Origin of the sequence: Peterkaempfera griseoplana, from assembly GCF_001418575.1 — a bacterium.
GTDB lineage: Bacteria > Actinomycetota > Actinomycetes > Streptomycetales > Streptomycetaceae > Peterkaempfera > Peterkaempfera griseoplana.
On the sequence record NZ_LIQR01000019.1, the window covers coordinates 24,010 to 34,801 of the forward strand.

Consider the following 10,792-nt stretch of genomic DNA (forward strand, 5'->3'; position numbering starts at 1 on the left):
CAGCCGGTCACCGTGGGGTGGTGCTTCGGGTAGGGCTACGATGCGGCGATCCCGCGCTCCGTTCCGGGGCGCGCGTCGGTGGGGAGGGCCGCCGTGGAGGTCGTGCTCGGTTATGTGCTGGGTGTCGCCAGCGTCCTGCTCATCCTGCTCGTCGTCCGGACGCGGCGGACCGCGTCGCCGCCGCAGTTGTCAGCCGTCGTCCGGGACGGGCGCGAGAGCGAGCGGGACCGCACGCTCGCGGAACTCGTCGAGGTGGTCACCGAGCTGGGCGAGGAGATCGCCCAGCTCACCTTTGATCCGGCCGCGCCGGATGTACGGCCGGAGTCACTGGCCGACTATCGGCGGGCGCTGGATTCCTACGGCAAGGCCGGCGACGCGCTCGACGGCCGCGACCTCGATCGGGTGCGACAGCAACTGGCCTGCGCCAGGAACGCCCTGGTCCGGCTCGATGCCCGCGCCCACGGGCTGCCGGTGCCCATAGACGTCTCACGCGCCGCGCGCGACCGCGGCAGACCGATCCCGTACCCGTTCCAGACGAAGCGGTTCTCCTACTCGGGGAGCAACGAGCGGTCCTACCTGATCCCGATCGACTGGCCGGAGCCGGGCCGGGCAGCGATCACGGAGGTGACCAGGAACGGTACCGGCCTCACCGACTTCAACTCCGTGCTTGTTCCAGCGGAGGAGGCCAAGCCGAACACCGTCGGCTTCCACCAGCTGCAGGGCAACGGGCGCGCCCGCTTCCACCTCGCCACGGTCCCGGACAGTCACCACGCTCCCACGCACCTGCAGATCGTTCCGTCCGGCCTGCAGCCGGACACCGGGTCGTGGACGGTCCGTCTGCATCCGCTCAGCGAGGCGGTGGAGCTGCTGCGCGAGTACCAGGGAACCGGCTCGGAGGTGCTCGTCCACCGGTCGAACGCGCCGGCCGTTCTCGGCATCCACATCGACACCTCGCGTTCGTGGGAGGTCGAATACCGCTGTCTCAGGAAGCACCGTCGCGGGGAGCGGTGCATGTTCAGCAGACTCGGGACCCTGATCTACGGCTCTTCGGACGCGAGCCTTCGAAGTGCCCGGTTCTGTGGACACGGACTGATCACCGTCACGGCCGCCCAGCCCGCTCGGTGGTCGTTGACCGTCACGCCCGAGCGACCCACGGGCAGTGCGCTGTCCGGCCTGCGCCAACGGCTCGGGATCTGAACGGCGCGCCAGTGAGGTCCGCCGGCACGAGGCCGCCTTGCGCATGAGCACCGGCACCGCCCCTCGGGGCATGGCCGGCCTGCGCAACCTCGCCGCCGGAACCCGCCACCCGGCAGGACACGGCAGTGCCGCCGTCACCGGGGTGATGCCGCGCTTCCCCGGCGGGCGACGGTGTCACCTAGGAGACGTCGGGCCGTGTCATCAGCGGTGACGTCATGTGCAGGACCAGATCCGGGCTGGTCAGGGGTACGACGTTCCATGTCGCCGTCGCCGTTCCCGTGTCGGTGTCGACCGACAGCCGAACCCGGTGCGGGCTGGTGATGACGTAGAGGTCGGCGACGAACGTGTTGCCCTGCCAGGCGCCGGCCGCGAGGACGGGACGGCCGAGCGGCGAACTCTCGCGCCATCGGCCGTGGCCGACCTCGACGTCGAGGGACGGTTCGAGTCGAAGGCGCCATCCGTCGTCCACGGGCTCGACGGTCACCGTGGTTCCGTCGGGCAGGGCCGAATCCTCGGCGGAGGCGTCGACTCTCGCCTTGGCGGAACGCTCCGGGGGGGCCGAACCCGGCACCGGTGCCAAGGACAACTGCCGCAGCCGATCGGCGAGAATATCGTCGTCCCGGGTGTTTCCCGCCTGGTCCAGGCCGGGCAGCAGGCACTCCCACAAGGGGTCGAGCACTGCCTCCCCCTGCGTCACGGCAGCGGTCACGGCGACCACGAGATCGTACGACGGGACGACCAGGCACAGCTGGCCGAAGGCACCGTCACCGCGGTAACCGTGACGCGACATCCAGAACTGGTACCCGTAGCCGCACAGCGCGTCGTGATTCTCCGACCAGCCGTCGATCTGCGTGGTGTCGATGTGCCGTCCGGTCGCGAGTTCCACCCATGCACGCGGGACGAGCTGCCGGTCGCCCCAGAGGCCTCCGCGCAGCAGCAGCTCACCGAAGGCGGCGACGTCCTCGGTCGTGAGATGCAGTCCGTGGAACCCGAAGACGGCACCGCTCGCCACACGGTCCCATTCGGCGTGGTCGATGCCCATCGGGCGGAAGAGACGCTCGTCGAGCAGTTCCGGGAGGCTGCGGCCCGTGACCCGTTCCACCATCCGGGCCAGAATGTAGGTGGTCGGATTGTCGTAGGCGTGCCGCGTGCCCTCGGCATCGGGGAACGGTACCCGCAGGAAGCCCTTCACCAGGTCGTCCGGTTCCCGTTGCCAGGCCTCGGCGAGGCTGTCGGCGCGGTGTCCGGTTGTCATGGAGAGCAGGTGGTGGACGGTGAGGCGGCGTCCCTGCTCCGGGATGTCGTCCGGCACGTGGTCGGGCAGCACGTCCACCACGCGGTCGTCCAGTGAGAGCTTCCCGTCGGCGATCGCGAGCCCCACGGCGACCGAGGTGAACGACTTGGTCAGTGAGTAGAGAAGGTGCGGGCGTTCGGCCGAGTAGGGCGCCCACCAGCCTTCGGCGACGACGTGACCGTGGCGTACGACCATGAGGGAGTGACACTCGACGGATCGTGCTTCGAGCTGATCGAGCAGCGCGATGATCGAACGGGAGGACATCCCCGAGGCGGCCGGTGTCGAGCGCGGAAGCAAGGAGTGCTGAGAGGCCATCGGCGTACCGTATCCGTAGACGCCGACGGGGCTCCAGCGATTCACTGATCGTTTCAGGCTCGGGTTCAGCCCATGACCTCGCAGCCGGCGATCCCGGTCGGTGGGCTGTGCGGCGGGTGTGTGTGGTGACTGTGTTCCGGACGAGCTGTGGGAACGTGTGGCTCCGTTGCTGCCGCCCGTCCCTGACAGCGCAAGGGGGTGACAGACCGCGATGGAGCAGGAGCCTGAGGCCTGGTACGGCGCCAGGACCTTCCACAGATGGCTGACCTGGGAAGGCCGTCCCTATGAGGAGCGTGTCGTGCTGTTCCGGGCACGGTCCCTCGACGAGGCCGTCGAACTGGCTGAGCGGGAGTCGGCCGAGTACGCGGGGGAGAACGGCTTCGAAGCCCTCGGCATGGTGCAGGTCTACCGGATCTCCGTTGGTGACCAGCAGGTGGGCGCGGGTACGGAGGTGTTCTCCCAACTGCATGCGCTCGACCTTCCGGCGAACGAGTTTCTCGACCGCTACGACTCGGGGCCGGCACATACCCAGGTCAGTGAGTGATGTCGTTCCCGGCGCTCGGCTCGGCAGCAGGACATGTCCCTGTGCTTCGGGCCTCAGCCGGATCCGCAGGGGCTTGGCCGAAGGATATGGGCCGGGCGGCGCGATGGGGCTGGGCCACGTCCTCCGGCGATTGTTCCTGCGGGCACCGACGGCCGGGGCGTCCGCGACAGCCGTCCCGACCGGTGGCGTGTCGGATCGCTGAGGTTCCGGGGACAGATGCCCGATGTGCCCGTGACGCTGCCTCACCAGGGAGTTCAGTCGCCGGCCGCCGCTGCCCTAGCGGGTGCGCTCGGTGCGGTCGTCGTACTGCTCGCGGGCGGTGATGACTTCCTCGATGTGCCGCACCGACCACTCCGTGAGCGCCTTCAGCGGTTCCCGCAGCGTCTGGCCGAGCGCGGTCAGCTCGTACTCCACGTGCGGCGGCACCTCCGGGTAGACGGTCCGGCTGACCAGTCCGTCGCGTTCCAGGGTGCGGAGCGTCTGGGTGAGCATCTTCTCGCTCACGCCCGCGAGCGCCTGCCGGAGCCGGCTGAACCGGCACGACCCGTTCCGGCCGAGCTCGCCCAGCACGAGGACGGCCCACTTGCTGCCGATCTGGTCGAGCAGGTCCCGCGACGGGCAGCCGCGCTCGTACGGATCGAATGACGGTAGGGGTCCGGTCGCGTTCTTGGCTGCCGCCATTACAGCTCACCTCGATGCTTTCGCTTGGGTAAGTACCCTACCAAAAAGTGGCTACTTCCCAATGGAGAGTGTACAGGTCATCCTGATTCTCATCCCGCCGCGGACGAATCGCTACAGGCGGGGGAGGTGCGCGAGCCATGCGAGGCACGCGCGGAAGAAAGGAAGGACCATCATGTCGATCGTCGTCACAGGAGCCACCGGCCAGCTGGGCAGGCTCACCGTCGAGGCGCTGCTGCGGCGCGGTGTCCCGGCCACCGACATCGTCGCGACCGGCCGGCAGATCGCCGGGATCAAGGACCTGGCCGACCGAGGCGTCACGACACGCCGCGCCGACTTCGCGGACCCCGACAGCCTGGCCGAGGCCTTCGCGGGGGCGGACAGGCTGCTGCTGATCTCGGCGTCGGTCCCCGTGGGCGAGCGGGTCGCCAACCACCGCCGCGTGATCGACGCCGCGGCGGCTGCGGGCGTCTCTCTGCTCGCGTACACCAGCACGACGCACGCGGACACGGCCACCACCGTCATCGGCGCCACGCACGGCGAGACCGAGAAGTACCTGCGGGATCGCGGAATCCCCAGCGTGGTGCTGCGCAACGGCTGGTACCTGGAGAACTACACCAGCCAACTGCCGCAGATCCTGCAGCACGGCGCGGTCGTCGGCGCTGCGGGCGAGGGGCGGATCAGCGCCGCGTCCCGCGCCGACTGCGCCGAGGCCGCGGCTGTCGTCCTCACCACCGAGGGCCACACCGGGGCTTTGTACGAGCTCGGCGGCGACGAAGCCTTCACGCTGACCGAGCTCGCCGCCGCGATCTCCGCCGCGGCCGGGAAGCAGGTGTCCTACACAGACCTCCCGGTGGCCGGCTTCGCCCAGGTACTGGCCGCTGCCGGGCTGCCCGCCGAGCTGGCGGAGGTCCTCGCCGACGCCGACCTCGGCATGGGCCGCGGCGAGATGTACACCGATTCCGGCGACCTGCGCCGCCTGATCGGCCGTCCGCCGGTGACCCTGGCCGAGGCACTCGCGGTCGCGCTGCGCTGACCCGGCGCCAGGGCGAGGGACCTGGCGAGGTCATGGGTCATGCCTGCGGGAAGGGCGGAATTGTCGTGGTTCGGTCCCAGAGGTGTCCCGGATGCTGTGACGCGGGACGTGCAACCGGCGGTGCCGAGGGGGCCGTCTGGGAAGGTGTTCAACGAACACCGCACCTTTTGGGGGGAATATTCATGTCTGTCCGTCGTCTGCACCCGCTGCTCGTGCCGGCCGCCCTCGCCGTCGGCGCCGTCTGTGCGCTGACTGCTTGTCAGTCGGGCTCCGCCTCCGTGTCGAGCGGCGCGCCGGCCGCGCCGCAGGTCTCCGCGTCCGGCGCAGCGGCCTCCGCGCCGTCCGATCCCGCGCCGTCCGGCTCCACTTCGTCGTCCGGTTCCACGTCCTCCGGACCTGCGTCGTCCGGGGTGGGGACGCGCGGCAGCGGCACACGTGGGAGCGCTCCCATCAAGGCGGGAGACACCGGCGACTCCGGGGCCGCCGCCAATTACGCCGCCACACACCCCTGTGACATGGCGAAGCTGTCGGTCCACGTCACCACGAGGCCCGGCGCGCCCGGCCAGCGGGTGATCGAGGTGCGCAACGCCGGGGCGAAGGCATGCGGCCTGAGCCGCTACCCGCAGGTGGACCTCGGTGACTCGCAGTCCCAGGACCAGAGCCGTAATGTCAGGCCGATGGTTCCCGGGGGGAGTGCGGCCGTCCACCCGGTCCCGGCCGGAAGCACTGTCTACGCGGTGATCGATCTCGACCCCAGCGGGGCAAGCAGCGGCACCGTGTCCGGGGTCGACGAGATGAACGTGCTGGCCGACGGGGACCACATGCCCAACGCCGACACGCTCAACTTCCCGCTCGGCTCCGGCACGCCCGTCCTCAAGCCGAAGCTGGGTCTGTACGCCGGTACCGTCGCCGACGCGGTGAACTCCATGTCCGGTGCGGACACGCAGCTCTGACCCCTTCCGCGGCGTTCCGCCGTCCGCCGTGCGCACCACTCGACAGGTGCGCACGGCGGACGGCCGCGGGTCGGGCCGCAGCGACAGAGTCGTGAGGACCGGGAACGGGCGCTGGAGAACACCCTCTGCACCCTGGAGCGCACAGCCCGCGCGGTACGGGAATGCAGTCCGCCGGGCGGGAGGGCGGACGCGACGACCCGGGCTCCTGCTGTCAGAGGAAGTCCGGGCACTCCTCGGCGAAGCCCTGCGAGACGGGCTGCCACGCATCGCGGTCCCGGCGCCCGCTCAGCCGGTCCGCCTGCTCGGCGGTCCGCATCAGCTGCGCGGTGGTCAACGGGGCGGCAGCCGTGAAGACCCGACCCACGTGGCGGCAGAGCAGCATCGGGCGGAGCTCCTCCGCGTACGGCTCAGCGGCGATCGCGAACATGTCGGGCAGGGTCCAGCCCAACGGCCCGGCCATCGCGCAGAGTTGCTGCCGCCGGTGCGGACCGGGTTCCCAGCGCATCGCCATTCCGTACAGCGTGCTGAGGGACAGTCCCATGAAGGGCAGCTCGCGGATGCCGGAGCCCCGGTTGCGGAGCAAGCCGTTGAGTACGGCGGCGAAGCCGGTCCCGGCGGGAGGGTGGTGCCGTGAGACCGGCTGGACGAACGGTCCTGGAGCGGCGACGCGTGGCAGTGAGCGGGCGAAGTCCTCCAGCGCGGCCAGTTGCAGGTGGTCGCAGTGACTGACGCGGTGGGCGAACTGCTTCATGACCGCGAGGTCGCGCTCCGGCGGGAGGAGATCCGCCGGCACCGGGTGCCGCGCGACGACGAGAAGGTCGGCGAGGGGAAGGTCGAGTTCGGCGGCGAGTGCGGTGAGACGCGGCAGGGCGGTCTCGCCTGCGCCCGAGGCGAGGCGGCCCAGGATGGTGGCCCGTTCCATGTGGGGGAGGGTAGCGGGTGAGTGGTCGGCGCAGCCGGGGCCGCGTGTGGCCGCCGCCGTCCTGGCCGCGAGGGGACTCGCGTCGGGACAAGCGTGGAGCGCGGCCGGCGCCGCCGACCGGGCTCGGGAGCGCCGCGGCGTCAACGGGGTCCTTGCGGCCGGGAAAAGGCGTTGCCGTTCCTGAGGACGGGTACTCACACTCGTCATGGCAGGAGGGGGGCCCGCATGTCGGTGACCGGAGCACCTGATGGCGTCCTGGTGGACGCACTGGTGGACGCCCTGGGCAGTGAGCCGCGGCGACCGGCGGCCTTCCGCGAACTGCTGCGGCAGGGCCCGGACGCCGTGCCGGCCATTCGCCGGGGCCTGGCTCATCCTCACCCCATGGTGCGCGAACAGTGCTGCCGGCTGCTGGACCAGCTGCTCGTCGAGGAGGCTGTGGACGAGCTGATCGCGATGCTCGACGATCCCGAAGCCCGGGTGCGGGTGGCCGCCCTGCACGCCCTGTCCTGCGAACGGTGCAAGAGCGACGGCTGCCGCCCGGATCGCGCGGTGCTGCTGCCACGGGCGATCCGGCTGCTGGACCACGACCCCGACCCCCACGTCCGGGCGATGTCCGTCGAACTCGTCGGGCTCTGGGTGCACACCCACCAGGACGCTCTCACCGCGCTGACCCGCGCCCATGACGGGGATCCGTCTCCCGCCGTCCGCAAGAAGGCCGGCTGGTACACCCCCGGGGGCCCGATTCACCGCCGTGGCGCTCCGCGGTCGGTGCGCTGATCCGCGGTGCCCGGACGGCCGCGTCCGGGTGCCACGATCCGCCGTACCGCCGGGAGGTCCACCGGCGGTACCGCGGCGCGGGACGTACCGAGCGGGGTCGCCCGGCAGGCGGCGGACGACCCGGCCTCAGCCGGGCTGCGGGTTCCCCGGAGGGCACCCGCGGCCCGGGCGCCGGCTGTGTCGCCCGCTCGGCCGGGAGCGGTCGGTCTGTCGGCCGGGGTGTCAGGACGGCAGTGTCCAGCTCTGGTTGGCGGCTCCGGTGCAGGACCAGATCTGCAGCCGGGTGCCGTTGGCGGAGCTGGGGCCGGTGGCGTCGAGGCACTTGCCGGACTGCGGGTTCACCAGGGAACCCGAGGTGCCGGGCTGCCACTTCTGGGCGCCGCTGCCGTTGCAGTCGTAGAGCTGGACCTGGCTGCCGTTGGTGGTGCCTGCGGCGGTGACGTCCATGCACTTGCCGAGGGCCCGCAGGGTGCCGTCGGAGGCCACCGTCCAGTTCTGCGCGCCGGTGCCGTTGCAGTCGTAGAGCTGCACCGCGGTGCCGTTGGCGCTGTTGGCGCCCGCGACGTCCACACACTTGCCGCCGTAGCCGTGGATCGCACCGGTGGGTTGGGCGGGCGGCGGGGTGACGGGGCCGGACTGCCCGCCGAGCCAGCGCAGGCCCTGGATGAGCAGCTGGTTCTGCTGGGCGCTGCCGAAGGTGGAGGAGAGGGTGGTGTTGGTGTCGTAGTCCATGGCGTTGTGGCCGAAGTTGGCGTAGATCATCTTGTAGTCACGGTTGGACCAGACGATCGGGTAGTAGCCGCTGTACCAGGACTGGTTGGGGTCCGTGCCCACCGGGAAGGTGGAGGGGTCCATCGACGCGAGGATGTCGATCGCCGGGTTCTGCCGCAGGTCGTACTGCCAGCTGTACCACTCGCTGACCGAGGAGGTGATGGTGGCCGGCAGGCCCGCCGTCGCGGGGTGGGAGGGGTCGTCGATCCTGAGGGTCTCGGCGGTCGGCCCCCAGGTGTTGGTCTGGAAGGTGCCGGTTCCCAGGAAGGTGTTGTGGTACCAGGGCCAGTCGCTGCTGTCGGTGTTGAAGGCCGAGACGTGGAAGCCGAGGAAGCCGCCGCCGTTGTTCATGTAGGTCTGGAACGCGGACTGCTGGGCGGCGGTGTGCGGGTAGTCGTCGAGGAACATCACCACCTGGTAGCCGGCCAGGTTGGCGGAGTTGAGCTGGTTCCAGTCGGTGGTCGAGGTGTACGAGAAGCCGTACTGCGCCGCCGCCTGGGGGAACCAGGAGTTGGCCTCGTGGACGAAGCTGATGTGCGCCGCGTCGTAGGTTCCGTCGTAGAAGGCGATCACCTTGAAGGCGGGCGCCGCCTGCGCGGAGTTCGCTGGGCCTGCGACAACGCCGAGCAGCACGGCAAGGAGTGCGAGCAGCCGTGACAGGGTTCGAAGGCGGATGCGGGCAGCAAGGGGTCTGAACATGCCGGTCCCTCCTCGTCCGCGGCGCATGACACATGCGCCGGTCACACTGCATTCAAGGCGCGAATTATGTCCATGTCAATGGTCCAGACCACGTGGGTTGGGGGACGTTCGTGCGCGAGGGCTGAGCAGGGGCCGGCCCGCCCGGGGCGGCGACCGGTCGCGTCCTCGCATCCGGTGGCTGTGGTACCCCGGTCGCACCGGAGGGCGACCCGGTGGCGAGCCACGGTTGTGCCGGTGCCACCGTGGTGCGCTTGGATCGCGAAGACGCCCGACGCGCGACCCCGCGCCCGGTGGCCGGAAGCCTCACGGGAGCGGCCCGGAAAAGGAGTTGGGCGGCAAGTCGCCGCTTGGTAGCCTGTGGGCACCGTGACAGGACGCGAGGAGGTGGGACCCATGAACGCAGTTGTGAGGTGGGTGCTCCGCCATTCCGTCACGGTGTGCGACTGACCAAGGTGTCGTCGGGAGCGCCTCAACAAGGCACTCCTGAAGGGCGACAACTATGAACTCCATGCAGATCACCCGGGTCGCCGAGACGCAGTGGCGGGCGGTGGACGCCGACGATCGGATCGTCGGCCACGGCGACGTCTCGTACCGGCCCGACGGGCGGCTCTTCGTCAGTATCGATGTGTGGCGGGACGGGGTCTTCGACCTGCTCGCCGATGCGATGCTGGCGGACCTGCCGAACCCGCTCCACACCCTGGTCGGCGAGACCGACCTCGACCTGAAATCGTGTTGGGAGCAGGTCGGCTTCACTCTCGGACGCCGTGAGCGGGAGTACGTCCTGCCCACGGACCCTCGCGACACCGGGCTCGGCACCCCGCTCCCGCCGGCGGGGGTGACGATCCTGCCTGCTGGTGCGGCGAACGAGGGCCTGCTGAGCGCGCTGGACCGTTCGATCCGCGAGGAGGTCGACGCCGCCGTCGGCTGGCGGACCATGCCGGCCGAGGTGCTGCCGCGTCCGATGCTGCTGGACCCCTCGAAGTTCGTGGTGGCGGCCCGGGACGGGCGGTACGTGGGACTGCTCAGGGTCGCGCGGGTCCGCAGCCGGGCGCGCATCGGGCTGATCGCCGTGCGGGCCGACCAGCAGCGCCACGGCATCGGACGGGCGCTGCTGGCCCATGCGCTGGGCTCGCTGCACCGCGACGGCGTCCAGTCGGCCTGGGCCGAAGTGGACGAGTCCAACGCCGCAGCCATCGCGTTGTTCGAGGGCTCCGGCGCCCGGCGCACCGGTGGCTGCCTGGAACTGGTGCGCCGCTGAGCGCCGCACACAGTTCCTGCCCGACCCAACGAATCGAGTGGTGAGAGAAACATTGGCTAGAACACCGAAGGGCCTGGAGATCGAGGGCACCGTCACCGAGTGCCTGCGCAACGCCACCTTCAAGGTGGAGCTGCAGAACGGGCATCATGTGCTCGCGCACATCAGCGGAAAGATCCGGAAGAACTACATCAAGATCCTTCCGTTCGACCGGGTGCTGGTGGAGCTCAGTCCGTATGACCTGACCCGCGGCCGGATCCTCTACCGGTACCGCACCTGAGCACCGCGGACGACGAGCGCCGGCCCGCTGGGAGGGCGGCGGGACCACCTTGACAGCGGGCGGGCGCTCGT

12 protein-coding genes are annotated in these 10,792 nt (G+C 70.5%); 7 read left to right on the forward strand and 5 right to left on the reverse strand.

Going from position 1 to position 10,792, the window contains the following annotated elements:
• The first annotated feature begins 93 nt into the window (after positions 1 to 93).
• Positions 94 to 1,197: a hypothetical protein gene (locus tag AOK09_RS01705; protein ID WP_055585279.1), complete on the forward strand. Its 1,104-nt coding sequence runs from the start codon at positions 94 to 96 to the stop codon at positions 1,195 to 1,197.
• Between the two features lie 178 nt (positions 1,198 to 1,375).
• Here AOK09_RS01705 and AOK09_RS01710 read toward each other — a convergent pair whose 3' ends face one another.
• Positions 1,376 to 2,806, reverse strand: coding sequence for a serine hydrolase domain-containing protein (locus tag AOK09_RS01710; protein ID WP_175609251.1), 1,431 nt, complete (start codon positions 2,804 to 2,806; stop codon positions 1,376 to 1,378).
• A gap of 211 nt (positions 2,807 to 3,017) precedes the next feature.
• Here AOK09_RS01710 and AOK09_RS01715 point away from each other — a divergent pair, with 211 nt between their 5' ends.
• The gene (locus AOK09_RS01715; RefSeq protein ID WP_055585280.1) at positions 3,018 to 3,350 is read left to right on the forward strand and encodes a hypothetical protein; all 333 of its coding nucleotides are present in this window, start codon (positions 3,018 to 3,020) and stop codon (positions 3,348 to 3,350) included.
• A 276-nt stretch (positions 3,351 to 3,626) separates the two neighbouring features.
• On the opposite strand, the gene AOK09_RS01720 is transcribed toward AOK09_RS01715, so the two are convergent.
• Positions 3,627 to 4,031, reverse strand: a complete 405-nt coding sequence (locus AOK09_RS01720; RefSeq protein WP_055585281.1) for a winged helix-turn-helix transcriptional regulator — start codon at positions 4,029 to 4,031, stop codon at positions 3,627 to 3,629.
• Between the two features lie 172 nt (positions 4,032 to 4,203).
• On the opposite strand from AOK09_RS01720, the gene AOK09_RS01725 reads away from it, so the two are divergent.
• A complete protein-coding gene (locus tag AOK09_RS01725) occupies positions 4,204 to 5,064 on the forward strand; it encodes an SDR family oxidoreductase (RefSeq protein WP_055585282.1) in 861 nt (286 codons plus the stop codon).
• A gap of 259 nt (positions 5,065 to 5,323) precedes the next feature.
• Here the strand turns inward: AOK09_RS01725 and AOK09_RS39870 are convergent, their stop codons facing one another.
• Complete coding sequence (locus AOK09_RS39870; protein WP_157875762.1) at positions 5,324 to 5,497, reverse strand: hypothetical protein; 174 nt, start codon at positions 5,495 to 5,497, stop codon at positions 5,324 to 5,326.
• 82 nt (positions 5,498 to 5,579) lie between these two features.
• On the opposite strand from AOK09_RS39870, the gene AOK09_RS01730 reads away from it, so the two are divergent.
• On the forward strand, positions 5,580 to 6,017 hold the full coding sequence (locus AOK09_RS01730) for a DUF4232 domain-containing protein (protein ID WP_055585283.1): 438 nt from the start codon (positions 5,580 to 5,582) through the stop codon (positions 6,015 to 6,017).
• A 211-nt stretch (positions 6,018 to 6,228) separates the two neighbouring features.
• On the opposite strand, the gene AOK09_RS01735 is transcribed toward AOK09_RS01730, so the two are convergent.
• Complete coding sequence (locus tag AOK09_RS01735; protein ID WP_055585284.1) at positions 6,229 to 6,939, reverse strand: hypothetical protein; 711 nt, start codon at positions 6,937 to 6,939, stop codon at positions 6,229 to 6,231.
• A gap of 225 nt (positions 6,940 to 7,164) precedes the next feature.
• On the opposite strand from AOK09_RS01735, the gene AOK09_RS01740 reads away from it, so the two are divergent.
• Positions 7,165 to 7,716, forward strand: a complete 552-nt coding sequence (locus AOK09_RS01740) for a HEAT repeat domain-containing protein (protein ID WP_055585285.1) — start codon at positions 7,165 to 7,167, stop codon at positions 7,714 to 7,716.
• Between the two features lie 222 nt (positions 7,717 to 7,938).
• Here AOK09_RS01740 and AOK09_RS01745 read toward each other — a convergent pair whose 3' ends face one another.
• A complete protein-coding gene (locus AOK09_RS01745; protein WP_055585286.1) occupies positions 7,939 to 9,186 on the reverse strand; it encodes a ThuA domain-containing protein in 1,248 nt (415 codons plus the stop codon).
• A 508-nt stretch (positions 9,187 to 9,694) separates the two neighbouring features.
• Here AOK09_RS01745 and AOK09_RS01750 point away from each other — a divergent pair.
• Together AOK09_RS01750 and infA are read left to right on the forward strand one after the other, a co-directional pair.
• Positions 9,695 to 10,444: a GNAT family N-acetyltransferase gene (locus AOK09_RS01750; RefSeq protein WP_169796982.1), complete on the forward strand. Its 750-nt coding sequence runs from the start codon at positions 9,695 to 9,697 to the stop codon at positions 10,442 to 10,444.
• Positions 10,445 to 10,496: 52 nt separating this feature from the next.
• Complete coding sequence (gene infA / locus AOK09_RS01755) at positions 10,497 to 10,721, forward strand: translation initiation factor IF-1 (protein WP_055585288.1); 225 nt, start codon at positions 10,497 to 10,499, stop codon at positions 10,719 to 10,721.
• Positions 10,722 to 10,792 lie beyond the last annotated feature (71 nt).

What these genes read in the sequence shown, in the direction of transcription:
- AOK09_RS01715 (WP_055585280.1), top strand. Translation starts at nt 3,018, where the DNA reads ATGGAGCAGGAGCCTGAGGCCTGGTACGGCGCCAGGACCTTCCACAGA.
- AOK09_RS01735 (WP_055585284.1), bottom strand. Translation starts at nt 6,939, where the DNA reads ATGGAACGGGCCACCATCCTGGGCCGCCTCGCCTCGGGCGCAGGCGAG.
- AOK09_RS01730 (WP_055585283.1), top strand. Translation starts at nt 5,580, where the DNA reads ATGGCGAAGCTGTCGGTCCACGTCACCACGAGGCCCGGCGCGCCCGGC.
- AOK09_RS01740 (WP_055585285.1), top strand. Translation starts at nt 7,165, where the DNA reads ATGTCGGTGACCGGAGCACCTGATGGCGTCCTGGTGGACGCACTGGTG.
- AOK09_RS01720 (WP_055585281.1), bottom strand. Translation starts at nt 4,031, where the DNA reads ATGGCGGCAGCCAAGAACGCGACCGGACCCCTACCGTCATTCGATCCG.
- AOK09_RS01745 (WP_055585286.1), bottom strand. Translation starts at nt 9,186, where the DNA reads ATGTTCAGACCCCTTGCTGCCCGCATCCGCCTTCGAACCCTGTCACGG.
- AOK09_RS01725 (WP_055585282.1), top strand. Translation starts at nt 4,204, where the DNA reads ATGTCGATCGTCGTCACAGGAGCCACCGGCCAGCTGGGCAGGCTCACC.
- AOK09_RS01750 (WP_169796982.1), top strand. Translation starts at nt 9,695, where the DNA reads ATGCAGATCACCCGGGTCGCCGAGACGCAGTGGCGGGCGGTGGACGCC.
- AOK09_RS01710 (WP_175609251.1), bottom strand. Translation starts at nt 2,806, where the DNA reads ATGGCCTCTCAGCACTCCTTGCTTCCGCGCTCGACACCGGCCGCCTCG.